At 55.2% G+C, this 21,545-nt stretch carries 20 protein-coding genes; 10 read left to right on the forward strand and 10 right to left on the reverse strand.

Annotated elements, in window-relative coordinates; all coding sequences use genetic code 11:
- Positions 1-10: 10 nt before the first annotated feature.
- Complete coding sequence (locus tag SYN7336_RS00795; protein WP_017324006.1) at positions 11-1,126, reverse strand: aldo/keto reductase; 1,116 nt, start codon at positions 1,124-1,126, stop codon at positions 11-13.
- A 149-nt stretch (positions 1,127-1,275) separates the two neighbouring features.
- Between SYN7336_RS00795 and SYN7336_RS00800 the strand changes: the two genes are divergently transcribed.
- Positions 1,276-1,614: a hypothetical protein gene (locus SYN7336_RS00800; RefSeq protein ID WP_017324007.1), complete on the forward strand. Its 339-nt coding sequence runs from the start codon at positions 1,276-1,278 to the stop codon at positions 1,612-1,614.
- Positions 1,615-1,629: 15 nt separating this feature from the next.
- Here SYN7336_RS00800 and tnpA read toward each other — a convergent pair whose 3' ends face one another.
- Positions 1,630-2,061 (reverse strand): IS200/IS605 family transposase, encoded by a 432-nt coding sequence (gene tnpA, locus SYN7336_RS00805; protein WP_017324008.1) that lies wholly within the window; start codon positions 2,059-2,061, stop codon positions 1,630-1,632.
- Between the two features lie 26 nt (positions 2,062-2,087).
- Between tnpA and SYN7336_RS00810 the strand changes: the two genes are divergently transcribed.
- Both SYN7336_RS00810 and SYN7336_RS23830 read left to right on the forward strand, forming a co-directional pair.
- Positions 2,088-3,338, forward strand: coding sequence for an RNA-guided endonuclease TnpB family protein (locus tag SYN7336_RS00810; protein ID WP_017324009.1), 1,251 nt, complete (start codon positions 2,088-2,090; stop codon positions 3,336-3,338).
- Between the two features lie 45 nt (positions 3,339-3,383).
- Positions 3,384-4,427 carry a Gfo/Idh/MocA family protein gene (locus SYN7336_RS23830; protein WP_071590716.1) on the forward strand — a complete coding sequence of 348 codons (1,044 nt, stop codon included), beginning with the start codon at positions 3,384-3,386 and terminating at the stop codon, positions 4,425-4,427.
- 26 nt (positions 4,428-4,453) lie between these two features.
- Here the strand turns inward: SYN7336_RS23830 and SYN7336_RS00820 are convergent, their stop codons facing one another.
- From SYN7336_RS00820 to SYN7336_RS00840, 5 genes are all read right to left on the reverse strand, one after another.
- A complete protein-coding gene (locus SYN7336_RS00820) occupies positions 4,454-7,243 on the reverse strand; it encodes a response regulator (protein WP_017324011.1) in 2,790 nt (929 codons plus the stop codon).
- 70 nt (positions 7,244-7,313) lie between these two features.
- Positions 7,314-9,956, reverse strand: a complete 2,643-nt coding sequence (locus tag SYN7336_RS31935; protein ID WP_017324012.1) for a methyl-accepting chemotaxis protein — start codon at positions 9,954-9,956, stop codon at positions 7,314-7,316.
- Positions 9,953-10,519, reverse strand: a complete 567-nt coding sequence (locus SYN7336_RS23835) for a chemotaxis protein CheW (RefSeq protein ID WP_156819962.1) — start codon at positions 10,517-10,519, stop codon at positions 9,953-9,955. The genes SYN7336_RS31935 and SYN7336_RS23835 overlap by 4 nt, the downstream gene beginning before the upstream one ends.
- A gap of 74 nt (positions 10,520-10,593) precedes the next feature.
- The gene (locus tag SYN7336_RS00835; protein WP_017324014.1) at positions 10,594-10,962 is read right to left on the reverse strand and encodes a PleD family two-component system response regulator; all 369 of its coding nucleotides are present in this window, start codon (positions 10,960-10,962) and stop codon (positions 10,594-10,596) included.
- The gene (locus tag SYN7336_RS00840; protein ID WP_017324015.1) at positions 10,959-11,987 is read right to left on the reverse strand and encodes a response regulator; all 1,029 of its coding nucleotides are present in this window, start codon (positions 11,985-11,987) and stop codon (positions 10,959-10,961) included. The genes SYN7336_RS00835 and SYN7336_RS00840 overlap by 4 nt, the downstream gene beginning before the upstream one ends.
- A 666-nt stretch (positions 11,988-12,653) precedes the next feature.
- On the opposite strand from SYN7336_RS00840, the gene SYN7336_RS00845 reads away from it, so the two are divergent.
- The 7 genes from SYN7336_RS00845 to SYN7336_RS00875 all read left to right on the forward strand — a co-directional run bounded on the left by SYN7336_RS00845 (position 12,654) and on the right by SYN7336_RS00875 (position 18,502).
- On the forward strand, positions 12,654-13,136 hold the full coding sequence (locus tag SYN7336_RS00845) for an MSMEG_0572/Sll0783 family nitrogen starvation response protein (RefSeq protein WP_026100578.1): 483 nt from the start codon (positions 12,654-12,656) through the stop codon (positions 13,134-13,136).
- A gap of 198 nt (positions 13,137-13,334) precedes the next feature.
- Positions 13,335-14,363 carry a Nit6803 family nitrilase gene (locus tag SYN7336_RS23840; RefSeq protein ID WP_017324018.1) on the forward strand — a complete coding sequence of 343 codons (1,029 nt, stop codon included), beginning with the start codon at positions 13,335-13,337 and terminating at the stop codon, positions 14,361-14,363.
- A 51-nt stretch (positions 14,364-14,414) separates the two neighbouring features.
- Complete coding sequence (locus SYN7336_RS00855) at positions 14,415-15,521, forward strand: MSMEG_0568 family radical SAM protein (RefSeq protein WP_017324019.1); 1,107 nt, start codon at positions 14,415-14,417, stop codon at positions 15,519-15,521.
- 57 nt (positions 15,522-15,578) lie between these two features.
- Entirely contained in the window at positions 15,579-16,097 is a 519-nt protein-coding gene (locus SYN7336_RS00860) for an MSMEG_0567/Sll0786 family nitrogen starvation N-acetyltransferase (protein ID WP_017324020.1), read from the forward strand.
- Positions 16,097-17,056 (forward strand): sll0787 family AIR synthase-like protein, encoded by a 960-nt coding sequence (locus SYN7336_RS00865; protein WP_017324021.1) that lies wholly within the window; start codon positions 16,097-16,099, stop codon positions 17,054-17,056. The genes SYN7336_RS00860 and SYN7336_RS00865 overlap by 1 nt, the downstream gene beginning before the upstream one ends.
- Positions 17,053-18,234 carry an MSMEG_0565 family glycosyltransferase gene (locus tag SYN7336_RS23845; protein ID WP_017324022.1) on the forward strand — a complete coding sequence of 394 codons (1,182 nt, stop codon included), beginning with the start codon at positions 17,053-17,055 and terminating at the stop codon, positions 18,232-18,234. Before SYN7336_RS00865 ends, SYN7336_RS23845 begins: the two co-directional genes overlap by 4 nt.
- Positions 18,215-18,502: an MSMEG_0570 family nitrogen starvation response protein gene (locus SYN7336_RS00875; RefSeq protein WP_026100579.1), complete on the forward strand. Its 288-nt coding sequence runs from the start codon at positions 18,215-18,217 to the stop codon at positions 18,500-18,502. Before SYN7336_RS23845 ends, SYN7336_RS00875 begins: the two co-directional genes overlap by 20 nt.
- A 39-nt stretch (positions 18,503-18,541) precedes the next feature.
- Here the strand turns inward: SYN7336_RS00875 and SYN7336_RS00880 are convergent, their stop codons facing one another.
- The 3 genes from SYN7336_RS00880 to SYN7336_RS27570 all read right to left on the reverse strand — a co-directional run bounded on the left by SYN7336_RS00880 (position 18,542) and on the right by SYN7336_RS27570 (position 21,540).
- Positions 18,542-18,931, reverse strand: a complete 390-nt coding sequence (locus SYN7336_RS00880; RefSeq protein WP_017324024.1) for a type II toxin-antitoxin system HigA family antitoxin — start codon at positions 18,929-18,931, stop codon at positions 18,542-18,544.
- Positions 18,915-19,214, reverse strand: coding sequence for a type II toxin-antitoxin system HigB family toxin (locus SYN7336_RS00885; RefSeq protein WP_017324025.1), 300 nt, complete (start codon positions 19,212-19,214; stop codon positions 18,915-18,917). Before SYN7336_RS00885 ends, SYN7336_RS00880 begins: the two co-directional genes overlap by 17 nt.
- Positions 19,215-19,359: 145 nt before the next feature.
- The gene (locus SYN7336_RS27570) at positions 19,360-21,540 is read right to left on the reverse strand and encodes a protein kinase (RefSeq protein ID WP_202951129.1); all 2,181 of its coding nucleotides are present in this window, start codon (positions 21,538-21,540) and stop codon (positions 19,360-19,362) included.
- Positions 21,541-21,545: the final 5 nt, after the last annotated feature.

Consider the following 21,545-nt stretch of genomic DNA (forward strand, 5'->3'; position numbering starts at 1 on the left):
TGCAGATGAATTATGTGTCGCTGGCTGTTACCCCTCCCCCGCTGCCTGTTATCAAGATGGGTTGGTGGTAGCCCGCAGGTTTGTCGCCCACTGTCGCGCCACCAGCGATCGTGCTCTGAATTTCAGGCTCGAAGAAGGTATAAGGGAAGCGCGTCTCGGGTTTACTCGCCGCATCCAATCGCTGCTGCAACTCGGTAGGAATCTCAAAATCGAGCGCGCCCAGATTGTCTTCGAGTTGATGTAGCTTGGTTGCACCCATCAGCACCGAAGCAACGCCAGGTCGGTTGGTCACCCAGTTGACAGCTACCTGAGCCATAGAGCGTCCCAACTCATTGGCCACCTTTTCTAACTCAGCCACAATCTCCCAGTTCCGCTCTGTGAACTTATTGAAGGCGGGGTTGCCACTATCCGCGACAGTGGCTAAACGTCCCAATCCCTCTGCCCCATCCTGGGAAGGTTTGTATTTTCCGGACAGTAGCCCGCTAGCTAGGGGCGACCACACCGTGATGCCGCTGCCGAGTGCCCGAACTAGGGGGACATATTCAAATTCAATGTTGCGCTCCACCAGGGAGTATTCCAACTGGATGGTACTTATCGGTTCTAAATGGCGCTCTCGGGCAATCGTTTGAGCCTGGGCTGCATACCAAGCCGGGACATCGGATAGGGCTACGTGGCGGACCTTGCCGGAACGCACCAGATCGTCGAGGGTGCGAACCACCTCCTCTGCCGGGGTGACTCGATCCCAGGTGTGCAGCATATAGAGATCGATGTAATCCGTCCCCAAACGTTGCAGAGACCCTTCCACCGCCCGCAGGATATTCTTGCGTCCGTTCCCCCCAGCATTGGGATTGTCGGGTTGGGCGCTGTAGCTAAATTTGGTGGTGATGACAACGCGATCGCGGCTATCGGTTGCTTGAATGAAGCGGCCCAGCATCCGCTCGCTATTGCCGTTGGTGTATAGATCCGCAGTATCGATGAAGTTGCCCCCCGCTTCGAGGTAGGTGTCAAACAACTGACGGGCATTGGTTTCATCGGCTCCCCAGCCCCAATCATCCCCAAAGGTCATGGTGCCGAGGGCCAGACGGCTGACTTTCAGCCCTGTTTGACCGAGCGTATAATAATGCATCAGTCTTTCTCTCCTCTGGAGCCGTTGCTCCCTCGATGCGTCATCGCCCTACATTGACCATTATCGGCGACCCTCAGCGGAGGAAATTGGATTTTGTTGCTCAGCTTTGGTACGAAATTGCTAAACGCAGTTTTGTCTAGTCCCAACCCATGCAAAGCCAGATTCGCTTCGTCGATAGCCAAACCCTTCAACCCAAGCCAGCCGTGAATGCGGGGCGGATTTTGGTCTCTAGTCAAGAGCTCAGTTGGGATGGCATTCACATCGAAAAAGGGGAGAACCGCGAGTTTAACCCCGACGATGTCACTGTCCCCCAGCACTATTTTGCAATGAACGTCGGGCAGCCCTTCGAGTGGGAGTGGAAAGACGGCAAAACCTTCAAAACCCATTGCTACGAGCCGGGGGAGATATGGGTAAACCCAGCAGGGGTGCCCTTTTCCCATCACGACCTCCGGGGTACTCCCGCCAGAACGCAGAGCGTTTGGCGGTGAGGGGGATAGGAGTGCTCAGTCGGTGGGTTCAACGCCCACCGACTGAGCAGGAGAGTTTTGTTGCTCAACATACTGCTTAATCTGTTCAAGAGTAACGCCTCCTGTTGAGGCGATGAAGTATGTACCAGTCCAAAAGACCGGCTTTTGGAAGAACTGTGCGACCCGTTCAGGAAACTGTTTACGAATCAACCGACTCGATACCGTTTTGAGGTTGTTGACCAGCTTACTAAGCGCTACATCAGGCGGGAACTCAATCAGCAGATGAACGCGATCTACCTCACCGTTGAACTCGACTAGAGTGCAATTCCACTTTTGACAGGTCTGCTCAAAGATCTCTTTCAGCCTGCTCAGCATCTCCTGATTGATGACTCTGGCCCTGTACTTTGTCACGAGCACTAAATGAATATTTAGATCGTAAACGTTTCTGTAGCCTCGTTTTAATGACATAGCGCTAAGCGAGGTATAATACGCCTATGCTACTCACGTATCAGTACAAACTCAAGCCGACCGAAGCTCAGGCCGCCGTCATGGAGGTCTGGGGCGAGCGGCTGCGCCGTCACTGGAACTATGCCCTAGGTGAACGACTCGATGCGTTCTACCGCAGTCGCTGCCAGATTGACCGATGCAGCATCGTGGCTGAACCGATCGGTGACATTCCAAAGGAGGTGAACTACTACACTCAAGCATCAGCACTGAAGGAGACCAAACGACTGTTCCCGGACTACAAAGGCATCTATGCCGACTGTCAGCAGCAGAACCTGATGCGGCTTGACAGGGCATGGAAACGCTGGAGGAAGCCCGATCGGAACGGCAAGCGGGGTGGGCGACCTCGGTTCAAAAAGCGGAGTGATATCTGCTCGTTCACGTTTCCGAGAGTGAACAACCCCAAAGCGGGCGCACACCTGACGGGGAATGTGTTGCAGCTCTCGAAGATTGGCGAGATTGAGCTGATTCTGCATCGTCCAATCCCTGAAGGCTTCGTTCTCAAGCAGGCGACGTTGGTGAGGAAGGCCGATGGCTGGTATGTCAGCTTCTCGATGGCGGATGAAACCGTTCCTGAAGCGCTGCCAGTGGAGCGGGTCAAAACGGCCTGCGGTATCGATGTGGGACTGGAGAAGTTCCTGGTCACATCCGAGGGGGAAGCGGTCAGCATGCCGCAGTTCTTTCGCCAGTCTCAGCAGCGTTTGGCCCGTCAGCAAAAGAAGCTGGCTCGGATGCAGAAAGGGTCTGAGAACTATAAAAGACAGGCGAACGAGGTCGCTCGACTTCATCTGCATGTATCGCGCCAGCGGCGTGAGTTTCACTATCAGGTCGCTCACTGGCTTTGCGACCTCTACGACCTCATCAGCTTTGAGGGGCTCAACATCCGAGGGCTGGCGAGAACCCGATTGGCGAAGTCGATCCTGGATGCCGCGTGGGGTGGCTTTCTTCAGATTCTGCAAGCAGTGGCGGTAAAACGCGGCAAGCGGACGGTTGAAGTTAACCCACGCGGAACAAGCATCGAGTGCTGCGGTTGTGGCGAGAGGGTGAAAAAGACTCTCAGTGAACGGGTTCATCGTTGCGGTTGTGGCGTTGTCATTGACCGGGACTGGAACGCGGGAATCAACATCAAAGTTCGTGGACTCAGGGCGGTTGGACTACCGCTTTCTGGCTGTGGAGGCTTATCCGCTGGGATGCCTGTGAAACAGCAACTCTCACTCGTGAGTCTGAGAAGCTCCCGCTAGGCCCGTAGGGTTAGCGGTGAGAGTAGTCACTTAACTCAAGCAGATCTGACTCATCGAGTCCAGGTCGCCGCCATTTGCGATCCCGTTCCCGGTCGGGCACGAGCCGCTGCAGATAAATTTGGGGTCGCTAAGGCGTTTGAGAGCTATGCAGAATTGCTCGATGCCAATTGTATAGATGCAGTCACGATCGCCTCTCCCATTGGCCTGCACTATCAACAGGGGAAAATGGCGATCGCCCGTGGAATTCACATCCACTTTAATAAAACAATGTCCACGACTGTGGCAGAAGCGAACGAGTTGATTGAACTGGCCAAACAAAATAGTGTCAAAATCGTGGCTTCTCCCGGTGAAATGTTGCGGCCTATCTACCAAAAAATTCGCCAATTAGTTGTAGAGGGAGCCTTGGGGGTGCCCACCTGGGCTGCGGCAGGGGCCGCGTTTGGGCGCTATCACGAAGAAGAATCCGTGCGGCAGGGGAGCGATATTCTCTCGAATGTCAATCCAGCCTGGTACTTTCGCTCGCCAGGAGGAGGGCCGCTGTACGACATGGCCGTTTACGGACTTCACGTTTTGACGGGAATTTTCGGTGCGGCAAAACGGGTGACAGCGTTCTCGGGGATTCGCCTTCCGATGCGAGAGTTGCGGGGGGAGACAGTGTCCTGCGAGATGGACGACAACACGCTGATGCTCTTAGATTTTGGCGACTCGCTGTTCGGCTTTATTTATGGGGTGGCGGCGGGAGAGTTCTCGAAGGAGCATGTCGGGCAACCGACGATCTTCGGGACAAAGGGGGTCATTCGAGGAAATGCGATCGACGGGCGACCGATTGATTATCCGGGCAAAGATAGGGAGGGAATCGACTCGGATTACGTCATTTTGCCGCATGTGGTGGGGAAGCATCGTCAGATTGAAGAGCCGCACGTGTTTGAAGACATCATGCAATTGGTGGATTGGATTTTGGACGATCGCCCGACGATTGTGACGGCGGAGCACGCTCGCCACGCGATCGAAATTATTGAGGCCACCTATCGGGCTGCCCGCACTGGAAAAACTCAAACTTTACAAACAACGTTTGAGCCTTGGGTTTGAGCGATTGAAACCCAAGGCTGTCCGTTTCAACTAACTTGCTTTTGCAATAGTTTTTCCACCTCCAACAACATGTCTCGCGGCTGAAATGGCTTGGAGAAATAGGCAGTAGCCCCTAAACTGAAGGCTTTTTGGCGATGGCGATCGTTTTCCCGCGAGGTCAGCATCGCCACGGGCAGAGACGAAGTGCGATCGCGAATCGCCTGCAACACCCCAAACCCATCCAAACGAGGCATTTCAATATCGGTAATCACCAAATCGAACGCTTGGTGGCTGCTGGTGAAGGTGTCTAGCGCTTCTTTACCATCGCGACATTCAAGCACTTGATAGCCCGCTTGCGTCAAAAGACGGGTGAGGGCGCGCCGAACGGCAATGGAATCATCTGCGACCAAAATGGTGGATGCCACATCTGTGCTGTCAGCCTGGGATGGGGCAGGCGTTTGAGAAGCGATCGAAGGCGTCGAGGTCAGTTGACTGGAAGCCGTCCATAATTCTTCTAGCAGATCGGGGTCTAGCACCGGCACCACCCGACCGTCTCCCAGCACCGTACAGCCTGCTAGATATCCGGGGACGGGGACGGTGGTATCGAAAGGCTTGAGCACTAACTCTCGCTCGCCTTCTAAAGCATCGATTCTCAGCGCGATCTCCGTTCCCCCCATATCCGCCACCAATGCAAGGGGACAATCCCCAGAAGAAGGCTGCTCGGCATAGGGCAGCAGATCGAGTAGAGACTTCAACGGCAGCGATCGCTCTTGCCAGAGAAGGCGATCGCCCTCCACCCGGCCCAATTCCCGATATTCCTGCAGACTAATGGCTTCTAAAACCTTGACCGACGGCATCGCCAGTAACTGCTGCTGGCAGCGGCAAATCAAGAGCGGCAGGATATTCAGCGATAGCGGAATGGAGAGGGTAAACACGGTCCCCCGACCGGGGGTGGAACTGACGCGCACCAGCCCCCGCAGGCGATCGACCTGCAGTTGGACGATGTCGAGACCGACGCCACGACCGGCTAGAGACGTGGTGGCCGTGGCGGTGGAAAAACCGGGGGTAAACAGAAAACCGTAGATTTGTTGGGGGGTGAGACGGCTGGCTGCGTCGGGCGAGCACAGTCTCTGCTGAATGGCTTTGTCCAGAACGGCCTGGCGATCGATGCCGCGTCCGTCATCCGAGATGGAGAGGGAGACTCGATTGCTTTGCACCTGGGCCGATAGGGTAATGGTTGCGTCGGCAGATTTGCCTGCAGCTAGCCGCTCTGCCGGGTCTTCGATGCCGTGGGCAAAGGCATTGCGAAACAGTTGGGTTAAGGGGGTTTGCAACTGTTCGAGAATGGCGAGATCGATGGGAATATCTGCCCCTTCGATCGCCAGAGACACAGACTTGTTGTACTCGCGGTTGAGGGATTGCAGTGGGGCGAAGAAGCGATCGGTCAGGGTGTGGAAGGGGGCTAGCCGGGATTGCGTCAGTTCCGAGCGCAGTCCGTCCAAGTCTTGGCGCAGGCTTTCCAGCGATTCGCCAAAGTCCAGTTGAATGACATCAATATCCGAGCGGGTTTCCTGGACCCGCACCATCAGTTCCTGGAAGTCTTGCAGGGTGCTGTGCAGTTCGGTGTAGCGATCGAGTTCTAGGGCATCAAATTCGGGACTGGAAGCGGCTGAGTCCGTTGGAGTCGCTGCCTGCTGGTTGAGGGCGCGATCGCGGCTGTTGTGGGTTGGAACGTTAGTGGAGAGGCGATCGTAGACGGAGGAGATGCGCTCGTTGAGGGGGGCGAGTTGCTGTGCCCGCTGATGGAGGGTGCGGTTGGCTTGTTGCAGTTGCCGGTGGTGCAGCATCAGGCGTTCGCGGGCAATCAGCAGTTCTCCCAGAACGTTGTTGATGCGATTCAGCCGCGTCACCGGTATGCGCAGGTTGATACCTGGGGTCGCGATCTCGCTGGCAGTGGATTCGGTCCCTGACGATTCCTGTTGCACAGATGGAGGGATGGCAAGATCGCTAACGGGATTCGATTCGGGCGTAGCGGGGACCGGATCGCTGGCGATCTCGCGGGACTCCGTTTTGTTGGGGGCTGCAGGTGAAGGGGAGAGGAGACGCTCGCGACGCTCGCGAATGGTGGCGATCGCCTCTCGCACCTCCGTCTGGATGGTGTCGGCATCCTCGATCGGAGCCGCTTGCAAAGGCAATACCGACTGCGCCAGCCACGCTAAATTCAGCGCCTCCCCCAACAGCGTGCATTCCTCCACAAATCCCGGCACAACTTCAGACAGCTTTCCCCTCTTTAGGGCTACCTCCACCCGCTCGATGCACTCCTCTAAGTCCACCGTCAGCGCCGTTTGAATCAAAAAATCATTGGGGGCGATCGCCGCCGCCCCCCTATCCTCTTCGACTGCTTCGGGCAGCGTTTCGAGAAACTGTTCGAGCAGTTTAAAAATTTCCAGGTCAGTGGCAGCAGCGGCTTCTCCACCTTCTCCGCCGCGAATGGAGGCTGCAATCAGATGATTTGCACTCTCCACCCCAGCTGTCAACAGCGAGTGGGCCTGTTGGGTTTGCTCCACCCGTCCCCCGTGCAGCGCTTCCAACAAGTCCTCGATTTGGTGAGCCAGCAGTTGCAAATGGGGCAATTGCGCGATTCCCGCCCCCCCTTTCAAAGAATGGGCCGTGCGCATCAGACCGTTATAGGTATGGGCCTCGGGCACAGTGTCTGCCCCCAGCGCCAACTGCTGCAGATCGCGTTCGAACGCCACCAGATATTCGGGGGCATCTTCGTAGAGAAAACAGGCACGGGCCTCTTGGGTGATGGCATCTAAACTGGCGGTGTCGAGCACGGCTGAGTCTCCTGGCGATCGAGCTCTGATGGGTGTAGAGGTTGATAGTGTCCTGAAGGAACGAGTTCCCCTACTGAGCCTCAACCTGGAACTTCGAAACCGATGCCTGCAAGTTCGACGCCACCCCCACCAGTTCCTGCAGCGACTCTGACATCTCTTGCGATTCGGCGGACGTGTTTTGGGCGATCGCCACCACCTCCTGCATGGTTTGGGTCACCGCTGCCGAAGCTGCGGTCTGAGATTCAGTACTTCTAGAAATGGACTGCAGCAGTTCGTCTGCCTTCTGACTGATGGAGGCTAGACGCTGCAGCGTGCTCTTAGTGCGGCTGACCAATTGCGTCCCTTCCACCACGTGGGTGGTGCTGGCTTCCATCTGCTGTAACACGTCGCCGGTTTCAGCCTGAATCGTGGTGACGAGCTGTTCGATTTCTTTGGTGGATTCCGTCACCCGTTCCGCCAGCCGTCTGACTTCGTCCGCCACAATGCGGAAGCCTTGGCCGTTTTCCCCCGCCCGAGCCGCCTCAATTGAGGCGTTAAAGGCCAGCAGGTTGGTTTTTTCCGAAATGCTGGAAATAATCCCGACAATCTTGGAAATCTCTTGGGAGGATTCCGCCAGTCGCTTCACCTTCTTGGAGGTTTCGGCGGCACTGTTGCGGATATTGTCGATGCTGCTGACCGTTTGGTCCATGGTGGCTTCGCCCTCTTGGGTGGCCTCCAGGGTCAAGTGGGCAATATCGGCTGCCTCCTGCGCGGATTCCGCCACCGTCTGAATCGATTGGCTCATGCCTTCTACCGAAGTTAGGGCTGTCAAAATGGCCCGAGCCTGGTTGGTGGCTTCCCGCGCTAGCTTTTGCACCGACTCTTCACTTTGGTTGGCGGAGGTTTGCACCTGTTCGGAGGTGGTTTGGACTTTAGACACCAAGTCCTGCAGGTTGCGCACTGTGGCGTTAAAGGCATCCCCCACCGAACCCATTTCGCCACTGTCCACCTTGGCTCTAACGGTCAAGTCCCCTTCCCTCGCCCCTTCAATGTCCAGCAGCAGTTGCACCACTTCCCGCTGCAGTTGCTCTTTCTCCTGTCGTTGGAAGTCAGCCTCCGCTTGTCGCTGCTGCGATTGCTCGGCCATAGCCTGCTCTTGCTGGCCGATGTTTGCGGCCATTTCGTTAAAGTTTTGCGTCAGTGCGCCAATTTCGTCGCTGGCAATCACTTCGGCACGAACGGTGCGATCGCCCTTGGCAAAGTCCTTTGTGGCCTGTATCAGTTTTTTGATCGGGCGCACAAACGACCGGGTCAGCCAACCGGCCAATAGAAAGTCCATCCCCACTGCTAAAACGGCAATGCCCGCTTGTAAACCAATATTGCGTCGCACCAGTGCCCCAGCAGTTGCTTCGGGAGTACCCCGTACCATCACCGCCACGGGATTGCCAGAAAAATCTGTTAGGGCGCTGGCGGCCAGCGTGTATTTCGCATCCCCAATTCTTTGGGCTTGAGCGGTGACAATCTCGCCCTCAGCGGCGATCGCCCGCTCCAGAATCGACACATCGGGCAGTTCGAGACGATCGAGATCGGTTCGGGCAGCCGTTCGAGCTGCTTGCATGGAATCATCGTTGGAACTGTCACTGACAAATGCGGTGGATAAAACGTAGTCCCCATCGCCTTCCACCTGATAAACGGCACTGTAGCCACCGTCAAATGCGTTGACCGTGTTGGCCGCGATCGCGAATTTTTGGTTGACGATGTCTCCCGAGACGAGAGCGCCAACCACCCGACCTTCCGCTCTGACCGGTGTGACGGTATAGCGTACGAGGGCGTCTTCACCCTCTGTCAGGCCCTCTGGCAAGGGGGGATTTTCTCGCGTTAGATCTTCCCAACTGACGATTTCGCTGGTCTTGATTTGCTCTGGATTGGCCAAGACTGCGGTGACCAAACCGTCGGGGTCGAACGCTTCGCCACGGCGATCGGCATTGGCACTGGCAATAATGCGGCGATCGGCCCCCACCAAGGTCGCATACTCGATCCTGCGGGCACTAATTTCATTGCGCAGAATGGCTTCCACTTGCGCTTTGAGTTCGGGAGACAGCTCTTCGCCATTGCTATAAGCCGAAGCTGCTGCAATCACCGCCGCATTATCCGACTGGCCCCGGAAACCGAAACCCATTTGGTTGATTTTGATGTTGTAGTTGATGTCGTTAACGGCGAGTTCCGATTCGGCCTGCGATCGCAGCTGGGTCTGGCTACTGGTTACCAACAACACCATGCTCAAACCGGCCAGACCGAAGACGGAAAACAATTCCGAGCTAAACAAACCCACATACTGCTTGCCGCGCACGGGTAGGTTCGCCAGCCGACTCCATAAGCCTTTTGACTTGGGCTCGGGCATCCTCAGGCTTTCAACCGCAGGAGTGGAACTGGAGCCAAATCGAGGGCTGAAGCTAGCCAGCTCTTCGACTGGCTTCGTCCTTAGCTCGGCAGGATGAGCAATCTCCAGAGCATCCAAGGCTCTGCGGGCACTGGTCCCCAAACTGCCATTGGGATCGCTCTCTACAACTTGCCAGTATAGTTCTTTCGCCGCTTCAATATTTCCCGCTTGTTCCAAGGTATGTGCTTGAGAAATCTGGGCGATGAGTTGATTGATGTCGGGGGTAAAGCCAGTCGTAGAGACGCTTGCGAGAGAGGAGCGGGAGTTGGAAAGACGGGAGTTGGTGGCAGTCATGGGTTTACTGACAAACGACGAGAGAAACTGTTGGCTCTGAGGGTGCGAAATACAGCGGCAATATCGAGGATGGCAACTAATGAATCACCCACCGGGACAATGCCGTGCAAATAAGGACGAACTTGCTTTGATAATTGACTGGGCAGCGGTTTGAGCTGGCGGGGGTCGAGGTTAATTACCCCTTTCAATTCGGTGACGAGACAGCCCACCTGCGGGAGCTCGGCCGTGTCGAGATTGTTCGCTTGGCGATCGCGACTCAGTGCCAGCAAGGTCAGCTTCTCGGCAGAGCCCCCCGATCCCCTAGGGGTTTCTACCCCTAGCAGAGCGGCCAAATCTAAAACCCACAGCAACCGCCCCCGCTGATTCACCACTCCGGGCAGGTGGGGAGGGACGCCGGGAATCGCGCAGATGTTGCGGCGCACCTCAGTCATGGCTTCACTGGTATTTTCCAGCGGCATCGCCAATTGCACTCTAGGTCCGAGTTGAATCTGAAAGTATTCCTTCAGCATGGGTTGCGACTGCCGAGAGTGAGAGAAGTGGGGAACAGTGGTTCTGGAAGGCACGGCGCTGCCCGAACGCGTTCGGGACTTGCAGCCATTTGTGGAAAAGATTTTGCCGAGCTGCGATCGCGCGGAGATTAGTGCAGATATTGCTGCACGGTGGTCATAAATTCATTGGGGGCAAAGGGTTTGGTAATGTAGGCATTTCCCCCCTGTCGCAAGGCCCAAAACTGGTCGAATTCTTTGTCTTTTGAGGAGCAAAAGATGACGGGAATGCTGTCAAATTCGGAAGATTGGCGCAGCTCGCGGCAAAAGTCGAGGCCAGTGGCCCCCGGCATAATGATGTCGAGCACAATCATATCTGGCTTGGCGGGGCTTTTCTTCAACCATTCCCAGGCTTCTTCGGCAGAGCTGGCAAACTGAACGTGGTGTCCTGCATTTTGTAGCAGCGAGACAATTAATTGCTGTTCGGCGCGGGAATCTTCAACCACTAAGATAGATTTCATACTTGAGGTACCTTTGATGAAATGAGGCGTTCAATGCGAGACAAGAGGTCTTGAGAATTGAACGGTTTGGTGATGTAATCCGTCGAGCCAGCCATGCGGGCTCGCAAGCGATCGATCGCACCATCGCGGCCGGTCAACATCAGAATCGGCACGTCTTTTAATGCAGCAGATTGCCGCAGTAGCCGACAGAGCTCGTAGCCACTAATCTCCGGCATCGTAATGTCCAGCAAAATGGCACTGGGTTTGCGACGCACTAGCGCTGTCAGAGCCCGAGCCGGTTCCAGCAACTCCAACACGTCGTATCCAGCCGATTCGAGGGTTAAGCGAACTTTCCGCTGTACCGCTTTGCTGTCATCAATACAGGCGATGGTAAGTCGGGGCCGATCGCTCGCCGCCTGCAGGTTACCCAACCGAATGGCACCACTTTCCACCAGCGGGCCGATCAGTTCGGCCAGCCTCAGAACATCGACTGAGAAACATTCGGCCATGCGATAGAGACAGGGGGATTCATCCAGCAGGGCATCGAACCGATCGCGAGGGGGGAGGTGCCTCAGTAGCTCGCTCAAATGCTCGAACAGTTGCCCTCGATCGCCTGAAACAATCCGCTGAAAGGGGGAGGGGATGGTGGGACGCAATTGTCGCCAGCGCTGAATCTGCGTCCTGCGAGAGGCGATCGCCGTTTGGATCGGTACGTCCAGCAAAATGGGATCTAGGCCCAAAACCCGTTCGAATTGAATGTCGGTCTGCGGAATTGCCAACAGTTGGGTCATCCCCTCGCTGGTAACTTCCAGGAGCGCCTGTCGCACTTGCTTCAGGGTGAGTTCGCCAGATTGCCAAAAGTGGCAAATCAGATCGTAGGGGCCGAGGGATGGGATAGGATGCCATGCGAGGCTGGGAAAATTGGAACTGAGACAATATTTCAATCGGTCTAGATCCCCTTGAGTACTGGCAGCAAAATGCAGCTTTCCATTACCCACAACAACCTCCCAGAAGATGCCGCTGCCCTCTTTATCGTGAAAAACCAATCGCCCCGAAAGACGATTATCGATAATTCTCCTCAGTACTTTGGCAGGGGAGGAGTTGGATCGAGGTGAACTTGAAGGTAAAGGCGCGCTAGCAACCATGCAAACCTCGCTGCGAGACAAATTTCATGTTTCATGGGAAGCCCAGAGGCAGATAATTGAGATCGCGAGCAATGACAGCCCGACAATGACAGACCGAATCTGAGCCAATCGATTCCCGGGAAGCGGCCCGAGAATTTCATCCGATGCGTAGCGCATGATGCACCTGCACAACCGCGATCTTACCCAGACCGTATACTTTGATTAACTTGCCACTAGTTTTTCCTGAGAACCTTTCAAACGGACATCAACGGACATCCCTTGCTGCAACGGCAGGTGAGACTGTTGGCTTAGGTTACAGGTTTGTTTGCGTCCTACTTCAAATATCGGGCATTCCTGACAAACCTATTGATTTCGACAGGTCCATCTCTTCAGCCGATCGCCTACCCGCCGCAAACGCCAGTTGGCCTCAGATAAAGATCTAGTTTTTGGAGATATGTAGTCAGAGTTACAAAAGACCGGATCTTTACCTCGTAAGCTACGCCCATTCATGCAAAGACAGCCGATTTCAGCTCGATGGAGCGGGTTCGAGATCGAGTTGTGATGCTTTGCGAATCGAGGAATGCAGCTATGCCTGAAGTCACTTTTCCCGCCTATAAAACGGGCGATTTTTTAGTAGATTATGAAGAAAAAGTTTTTCCCGATGTTCAGGCTGAACCTGGGGAGAAAGCGCTCGTCACCTTCCACACGGTTGCATTTGAGGGCTCGATTGGGCTCGTCAATCTGTTGCAAGCCACCCGTTTGATTCGCAAAGGCTTCGAAACCTCCGTGCTGCTCTACGGTCCTGGCGTTACCCTCGGCGTGCAGCGGGGCTTTCCCAAGCTGGGAGATGGGGCATTTCCCGGTCACCTAGCCATGAACGACCAACTGGTCAAGATTATGGAAGAAGGGGGGAAAGTTTACGCCTGCAGATTTGCGCTACAAGCACTGTACGGCCATGGCGAACCTTCTTTGATCCCCGGCATTACTCCCATTAATCCCCTCGATGTTTTGGACATCGTATTAGTCCATCGCAAAGAGGGAGCCTTTATTTTGGATACCTGGACGATGTAGTGACTACTCTCACCGCTACCCCTACGGGGCTAGCGGGAGCTTCTCAGACTCACGAGTGAGAGTTGCTGTTTCACAGGCATCCCAGCGGATAAGCCTCCACAGCCAGAGAGCGGTAGTCCAACCGCCCTGCGTTTAACTATCCTATCCCCCTCACCGCCAAACGCTCTGCGTTCTGGCGGGAGTACCCCGGAGGTCATGATGGACAAATCCCCCACGATTCGAGTCGCTGCCGCACAAATCAGTCCGGTGTTATTTAGCCGGGAGGGAACGACCGAGAAGGTGCTGGCGGCGATCGCCGATGCCGCCCAACAGGGAGTGGAGCTAATCGTCTTTCCCGAGACCTTCATTCCCTACTATCCCTATTTCTCCTTCGTGCAGCCCCCTGTGCTGATGGGCAAGGAACACATGCGTCTTTACGAAGAAGCTGTGGTCGTTCCCGGTCCAGTCGTGGATGCCGTCAGCCAAGTGGCCAAAGATCGCGGCATAGTGGTGGTTTTGGGCATAAACGAGTTGGATGGGGGGTCTCTCTACAACAGTCAGTTGCTATTCGATGCGGACGGGTCGCTGTTGCTAAAACGGCGCAAGCTTACCCCCACCTTTCACGAGCGCATGGTGTGGGGACAGGGGGACGGAGCCGGACTCAAAGTGGTGGAGACTGCCGTGGGTCGGGTGGGCGCTCTCGCTTGCTGGGAGCATTACAACCCTCTGGCGCGCTATGCCTTGATTGCCCAGCGGGAGCAAATTCACTGCGCCCAATTCCCCGGTTCGATGGTGGGGGATATCTTTGCCGAGCAAATCGAGGTCACCATTCGCCACCACGCTCTGGAGTCCGGCTGTTTTGTCGTCAATGCCACTGGCTGGCTGTCCGCCGAACAGGTGCGGCAGATTGCGGACGATCCCAAATTGCAGCGGGTATTGGCGGGGGGCTGCCACACCGCCATTATCAGCCCCGAGGGAAAACACCTGTGCGAGCCCATTCGAGAGGGGGAAGGACTGGCGATCGCCGATCTGGACTTTTCTCTGATTATCAAGCGCAAGCGCATGGTGGATGCGGTCGGTCACTACGCTCGCCCCGAGTTGCTCAAGTTGTGGATGAACAGCGACCCGCAGCCCTACTCGCTGGAGACCGGAACAGGGGCGATCGCGCCAGCAGTCCCCCCACCGGAGGCAGAGCCTGCCCATTCCTCAAACGCGATCGCCCACTGCGACCCCCAACCGGTCGCTTGAGTCAACCCTTTCCCAACCCAACCGTTCCTGCAGTCGAGCCTAGCCAAGTCAATGAATAAACAACGATTGATTACCGAGCTGCAATCCCGAGGACTGAACCTCTGCCGAGACGATCTGGGGGTGTCCGGTCGCAAGGGGGGAGCGGGACCCTCCGACCACAAGGCCGCGATCGTGGATGGTACGACCGTGATGGTGCCAGTGTTTACAGGAACCGCCTCCCAGTCCCCCTACAGCTCCAGAGCAATTCCTCAACCCCAGGCCAACCGAGAAACTCCCACCGCCACCCTGACTAAGGCTGGCGAGGCGATCGCCACCGTTCAGTTCCCCCCCGAGCCCGAGTTTTACAGTCTGACCACTGCGGATGGCATTCCCTATCGAAAAATCGCCCTGCTGCACGGTCGAGATGTGCTGGCTACGACCGTCTTGCAAACTTGTATTCGCTATGGCGATCGCGACACTGCCTGCCAATTTTGTGCCATTGGCGAGTCTCTCGCCAGCGGGCAAACGATCGCGCGCAAAACACCCGAACAATTGGCGGAAGTGGCGGAGGCAGCGGTGCGGCTGGATGGGGTGAAGCATTTGGTGATGACCACCGGTACCCCGAACGGTCGCGATCGCGGCGCAGCCTATTTAGCCGACTGTGCCCGTGCCATTAAAGCGAGGGTGAATCTGCCCATTCAAGCCCAGTGCGAACCCCCGGACGATTTTGTCTGGTTCGAGCGTATGAAAGCAGCGGGCATCGACAGCTTGGGTATGCATTTGGAGGCCGTTTCTGCCGGGGTGAGAGCCCGCATTATGCCCGGAAAAGCGGAGGTTTCGGTGGAGACCTATATGGAGGCATTTGCCGCCGCAGTGAAGGTGTTTGGCTGGGGGCAAGTGAGTACTTACCTACTAGCAGGTTTGGGAGACAGTTTGGAGACTCTCGTGGAAACCAGCGATCGCCTCATTGCACTGGGGGTCTATCCCTTTGTGGTGCCCTTCGTGCCCATTTCCGGTACGCCGCTGGCCAACCATCCCGCCCCCAAGAGTGACTTTATGTATTCCCTTTACGAGGCGATCGGCCCCAAATTACAGGCAGCGGGCATGACCTCCGACTCAGTCAAGGCAGGATGCGCCAAATGTGGTGCTTGCTCGGCCTTATCTACGTTTGAGTCTTAACTCAACGATCGCGATCGCTCGAACATCCCGTTCAAGTTTCTGACTCCTTTCACGCTCATGGCTCAACTCAGCTACACTTTCGAACTGGCCCAATCCCCCGAACACCTGCGGGGATATTTCAACTTGCGCCAGTCGATCTTTTGCGACGAGCAACAGCTTTTTAGCCACAGCGATATCGATCGCACGGACAATATTGCCTATCCCATCGTGGCGCTCGATCGCGACTGGGTGGCAGGCGATCGCGTCGTGGGCGTCGTGCGCATTTACGAAGCAGAACCGCGCCTGTGGTACGGCGGACGCTTGGGCGTCCATGCCAGATTTCGCCGCCGGGGACGAATCGGTCAAGGGCTGATTCAGAAAGCCGTGACCACTGCCAATGCTTGGGGATGCGATCGCTTTCTGGCCACCGTGCAATGGCAAAACGTCCGCTTCTTCCGCCGCCTCCATTGGACTTCTCTGGAAGAAATCGCGCTCTGCGGCCAGCGCCATCACCTGATGGAAGCCGACCTCAACTACTATCCCCTTAACCCCGCACCTCGCATGCCCCAGCCCCTCGTTCTAGCCGAGGTGTCTTAGTGCTAGCCGCTGTTGTGGAGCAAGTGCGTCAGTCGTTCGGCCTTCGGCAAAAACAGGATATTCAATGGGCTGCTCGCTATCTTGCTTCGACCTCTCGCGGGATCGCGATGGGGGATGACTGTGCGGCGATCGCCGATGGCGACTCCTATTTGCTGCTAGCCGCTGAGGGTCTGTGGCCGCAGTTCGTCAGCGATGAACCCTGGTTTGCCGGCTGGTGTGGGGTGATGGTGAATGTCAGCGATATCTATGCGATGGGGGGCACCCCGATCGCTGTTGTGGATACCCTGTGGTGTCAGAGCCCTGCTGCTAGCGCTCCCCTCTGGGAGGGGTTGCGAGCTGCCGCTAATGCCTATGGCGTCCCGATTGTGGGGGGGCACACCAACTGTCACAGTCCTTATGATGGCCTGTCAGTGGCGATCTTGGGCCGAGCCACCCACCCCATTTCCAGCTTTACAGCGCGGCCAGGGGACTGTCTGATGGTGGCCGTCGATTTGCAGGGGCAGCGGTTCAAACGCTATCCCTTTTGGAATGCAGCAACGCAGGCCGATCCCGCTCGCCTGCGATCGCAGTTAGCTCTGTTGCCCCAACTGGCCGAGATGGAACTGTGCAATAGCGGTAAAGACATCAGTATGGGGGGCGTTTTAGGCACGGCGCTGATGTTGCTGGAAGCCTCGCGGGTGGGTGCGGACCTGAGCATGGAGGCCATCCCGCGCCCATCCGATATACCCCTGTCGGAGTGGTTGCACTGTTTCCCCAGCTACGGTTTTTTGTTGAGTGTCAGTCCCCCAAATGCCCCGACTGTCAGGGACTTGTTTTTGCAGCAGGAGTTGAGTTGCGAGGTTGTCGGCACGGTTGCGGGCGATCGGCAGGTGTGCCTCCACTCAGGTCAGCAGTCGGCGCTGTTGTGGGATTTCGAGCGAGAAGCCCTGACGGGATTTGCGGGGGAGTCCTGCCCGTGACCCCTTTGCGAATTGCCCTGCTCACCTATTCCACTCAACCTCGGGGCGGCGTCATTCACGCGATGGAACTGGCAGAAGCTCTTTATACCCTCGGACATTCAGTTTGTCTATTTGCCCTCGATAAAACTGGCGCTGGCTTCCCCCGTCCCCTCAACTGCGAGGCGGTCTGTGTCCCTGCAGCGCCTGCCCCCTCAGATATCGGCGAACTGGTGCAGTGGCGCATCCGAGAATATGTGGACTATTTCACAAAATGCGATCGCCCTTTTGACTGCTACCACGCCCAAGACTGTCTTAGTGCCAATGCTTTGGTTGCTCTGCGCGATCGCCAGATCGTCCCCCATGTCATCCGCACCGTTCACCACATTGACGAGTTCAACAGTTCCTATCTGAGGACCTGTCAAGATCGGTCGATTTTAGAGGTCGATCGCTGCTTCTGCGTGAGTGAGTACTGGCAGCAGCAGTTGCGCGTCCATTACGGGGTGGAAGCCCTCCAAGTGGCAAATGGCGTCAATCTAAAGCGATATTCCCCTCAACCCAGCGGGCGAGAATCTGCTTTAAAACAGCGCTTGGGAATGTCACAATCCCCTATTTTTCTGACCGTCGGCGGCATCGAACCCCGCAAAAATTCCATTCGGCTCCTGCAGGCATTTGCCCGGGTGTTGCAGCAGCATCCCCAAGCTCAATTGGCGATCGCGGGCGGAGCGACGTTATTTGACTACGAAGCCTATCGCCAGGAGTTTTTTGCCGAAGTCGAGCGCTTAAAGATTTCCGTCGGGCAATCGCTCCTCTTGCCGGGACCCATTGCCGATGCAGACATGGCCGATCTCTATCGCTGTGCGGATGTGTTTGTGTTTCCGTCGCTGAAAGAAGGCTGGGGGCTGGTGGCGCTGGAGGCGATCGCTTCTGGTTTACCGGCGGTCACCTCCAATCGCCCTCCCTTCACAGAGTTTCTCGATCGCGATCGCGCCCTGTTAGTCGATCCGGAATCGCCCGAGGCGATCGCTGAGGGGATGTGCAGAGCCCTCGATGCTACAGTCTGCCAATCTCTCATCCAGCACAGCCAAGCGGTTGTCCGACACTACAGTTGGGCAACCTCCGCCCAGCTCCACCTCCGCCACTATCGACAAGTTCTCAGCGAATTTGCTAAAGGAGTCAGTCATGCCAGAAATGCAATTTAAAGTGGAATGGCCGGATAGCGAGCAGGAGATCTACTACTCCCCATCGTTGGTGATTAAAGACTATTTCTCATTAATGACCGACTATTCCGTTGATGAGTTTCTAGAACGCTCCCGAAGCGCTTTAACGATCGCTAGCGATCGCGTTCGAGCGAAATATGGATTTCCCTGCGGTCGAGCTCTCGGCGAACTCCGACGGATTGAGGGAGCTTGCGATCGCTGTAGCGATCGCGCCAACGGTACGGTACGAATCATCCAATTTATTGAATGAGAACAATAGCTAAGAAAGTCTATATTTACACCCAATCTTCTACAGAAACAGGGTGTAGTCAACCGAAAAGAGTTGACCGAGCGATCGCGCCTGCTGCTTCGATATCTCGCGCTTTCCCTGAATGACCTCCGATACGACTCCGCTAGAGCCAATAACGCCAACTAGATCTGCTTGCCGACAACCTCTTTGTTCCATAAAAAATTGCAGCATAGCATGAGGATCGGCATTATCAATAGGATAATTAATCTCTTCGTACTGTTCGATTAGATTAACCAATAGATCGAATAGTTCAGATTCTGAATCGGACAAGTCTTTGCTCATCATGCTCTCAACAGCCGCCAATGCTTGCCGATAGTCAGCATCGCTCTTGATTAAGCGAGGGGTACGCCAAGGGAAATATGCTGCAGTCAGGTCAGAAGTAGCGGTCATTTTTCCAGTCATTCTTGTCGTATTCAGCGTGGGTAAAAACATATTTAATGAAGATTATTTGTCGCGTATATTGAATATCTACTATCAAGCGATATCTATTTCCTCGGATATTGAAGACAGTAAAGTTACCAACTGCTTCAGCGGAAGGGAACTGTGACTGCACATCAAGCAAATCAGTCCATCGCGCTTTAAGTGCTGCTTTGTACCAGCTATTGAGTGACTGCTTGGCATTAGCGTGCTTGTCGATAAACTGGCGCAGCCTGGATTTGCTGATTACACGCAACTGGGTATCTCTACACTGCACCTATCCTCTCACAATGAGAGCAACGCTGCAAGTTACTGCGCTAATCTCCTCCAAGGCTTTTTTGAGACGTTTGCATGTCTGTATCGTGTTGAAAGAACCAAAATGCTTTTACGGATCGTTGACTTCAATTCGTTTGCCGAACTTCGCCAGTCTTTGGATCGATGGAATAGATGGTCTGTGAATCGTATCCAACGACCACAGCTAAATAATCGCCATTGCTGGCTAGTTGGATGAGTGGCAGCGCCTCAGACGCCGCCGCAAGATAGTGAGACAATTCAATCCGTCTGACTAGACTTCCGTCAGTGCGCAATTCCACCAGTCGGTGAGGACCCTTGCGGTCACCCCAATTGGTTTCAATGCCGAACAGGCGATCGTGTTGGGGCGAGTAGGCGATCGCTTCGAGATCGATATTGTTCAAGCTATGTGCCGCCACCCACTCGTTTGTGTCAACTCGATACTCGTACAGGTATCCTTCACCTCCCAAAGTAGCGACAAACATTCGGCGACGCTCGGGATCGTAGGTAATCCCCTGAGTCCAACTGAGTTCGGGGAAAGTAGGCGGAATCGTCATTTCTGTAACGGTCCCAGTCTCTAAATCGATTTCGTACAGACTGTGATTGCTGATGGCATAGGCTGCAGAGGAGTCGGGAATGGTAGCAACATCGGTCAATCTTACGGACAGCGATCGCCTGACTTCGGGCGAGGAGCCAGACCAAGAAAATTCTGTTAGGGCACTGTTGACTGAGTTACGGCTAATTATGACATCTGGTCTAGTGCTGACCAGATCGAGGGCATAAAATCTGCGCGCATTTGGAGGGGGACCGACAGGGGGTGGATCGTCCGATGCAAAGCGCACGACATCAACGCGTTCAAACGGTTCTGGTTCGAGGCCCACATTCTCGAGAACTACACCTAAGTCCGCAGTTGGAGAGGGCGATCGCACAAATAATCTAGCTACAAGAAAAATACTATATAGAGTCAGTAGAGAGCCAAAAACGCCCCGCAGAATTATCAATTTGGTATTTTTTTCTCCAGAAACTTCAGGCAGATTGGGTTGGGATAAACGGTCTTCCCGATATCGATGTAGTAGCGGGAAATGGCGGCTTAACCACGGGGTAATTTGAAATAAAACACGATTGAGGACCCGAGTTGGGCTATTTGAGATCTCTAGCGGACGAGCGCTAGCCTGTGGCTCGATCCACGGATTGGAGACTACTTCTGGTTGGGAAAAGTTCCGAGGGATGGATGCAGGCTCGGGTCGAGACTGCTGAGTTGTAGCTGTAGGCTCATCTTCTGGAAGTCGGCGATCGCCAAATGCTTTTGGCGTCAATGAGTTGGGCTTGACATCAGCTTCTACAAAGGGGCCGACTGCTGGTTTGAGGATCTCGTTAGTCCCGTTTGACTTGGGTTCAGGTAGAAACGGAGCAAAATCTGCAAGCACTTCTTCAACTGATTGATAGCGATGACTCACCGCCTGCTCCAACAGACCGTCTAAAATCCACCCGAGGTCTTCGCTAATCGACTGCAGGAGAAAGTCATCCCAAACCCAACGATCGGTATGAATGTCGAACAGTGTAAACGGCGAAATTTGGGTGAGTAGATAAATACAGGTCACCCCGAGACTGTACAAATCGCTGGCAAAAAATGCTTGACCGCGCAATTGCTCGGGAGCCGCATATTCAGCACTGCCAATGGTGGTGCCGTAGCCAGCTATTAGAGTTCCCGTCGCAAACCTCGCTGCCCCATAATCCACCAAAACAAATTGACCGTCCTGCTTGCGGCGAATAATGTTGGCCGGTTTGACATCGCGATGAATAATATTCTGGCTGTGGATAAATTGCAGCGTGGGCAACAAATTGGTCAGCAATCGCCAAATTTGCGCTTCGCTAAAGGGGCCGAGCTTCTCCAGCTCCTCTTCGAGATTCGGGCCTTCGATAAATTCTTGAATCAGATAGCGATGCTGCCCCGCTTCGAGATAGTCGAGACAAGTGGGAATGCAATCGTGATTGCCCAGCTCCTTGAGTCGAGCAGCTTCCTGCTCGAATAGCAGTGACGCCTTATCTGCGTGCAGTTGATTTTGGGGTTGGAGAAAAAATTGCTTGACCGCACAACGGGGCTTGCTGGGCTGGCTCTCGTCAACCGCCAGAAACGTCCGGCTAAAGCCCCCTTGGCCAATCTGATGGAGGATGCGGTAGCGATCGCCGATAAGACCTTCTACCGGATTGGATGAGTTGGAGGTGGCATCTGGAATCATGGTGGCAGCGTTACAGAAGTGTCGCGAACTCCAGTATAATTTGATTTTCAAGGCTG

Origin of the sequence: Synechococcus sp. PCC 7336 (assembly GCF_000332275.1) — a bacterium.
Taxonomy (GTDB): domain Bacteria; phylum Cyanobacteriota; class Cyanobacteriia; order Thermostichales; family PCC-7336; genus PCC-7336.

Bases quoted from the DNA above. Each gene is read 5' to 3' on its own strand.
- SYN7336_RS00875 (WP_026100579.1), top strand. From the start codon at position 18,215: ATGCCAGAAATGCAATTTAAAGTGGAATGGCCGGATAGCGAGCAGGAG.
- SYN7336_RS00880 (WP_017324024.1), bottom strand. From the start codon at position 18,931: ATGACCGCTACTTCTGACCTGACTGCAGCATATTTCCCTTGGCGTACC.
- SYN7336_RS00835 (WP_017324014.1), bottom strand. From the start codon at position 10,962: ATGAAATCTATCTTAGTGGTTGAAGATTCCCGCGCCGAACAGCAATTA.
- tnpA (WP_017324008.1), bottom strand. From the start codon at position 2,061: ATGTCATTAAAACGAGGCTACAGAAACGTTTACGATCTAAATATTCAT.
- SYN7336_RS00860 (WP_017324020.1), top strand. From the start codon at position 15,579: ATGGCTCAACTCAGCTACACTTTCGAACTGGCCCAATCCCCCGAACAC.
- SYN7336_RS00800 (WP_017324007.1), top strand. From the start codon at position 1,276: ATGCAAAGCCAGATTCGCTTCGTCGATAGCCAAACCCTTCAACCCAAG.
- SYN7336_RS00795 (WP_017324006.1), bottom strand. From the start codon at position 1,126: ATGCATTATTATACGCTCGGTCAAACAGGGCTGAAAGTCAGCCGTCTG.
- SYN7336_RS00810 (WP_017324009.1), top strand. From the start codon at position 2,088: ATGCTACTCACGTATCAGTACAAACTCAAGCCGACCGAAGCTCAGGCC.
- SYN7336_RS00845 (WP_026100578.1), top strand. From the start codon at position 12,654: ATGCCTGAAGTCACTTTTCCCGCCTATAAAACGGGCGATTTTTTAGTA.
- SYN7336_RS31935 (WP_017324012.1), bottom strand. From the start codon at position 9,956: ATGACTGCCACCAACTCCCGTCTTTCCAACTCCCGCTCCTCTCTCGCA.
- SYN7336_RS00855 (WP_017324019.1), top strand. From the start codon at position 14,415: ATGAATAAACAACGATTGATTACCGAGCTGCAATCCCGAGGACTGAAC.
- SYN7336_RS23840 (WP_017324018.1), top strand. From the start codon at position 13,335: ATGGACAAATCCCCCACGATTCGAGTCGCTGCCGCACAAATCAGTCCG.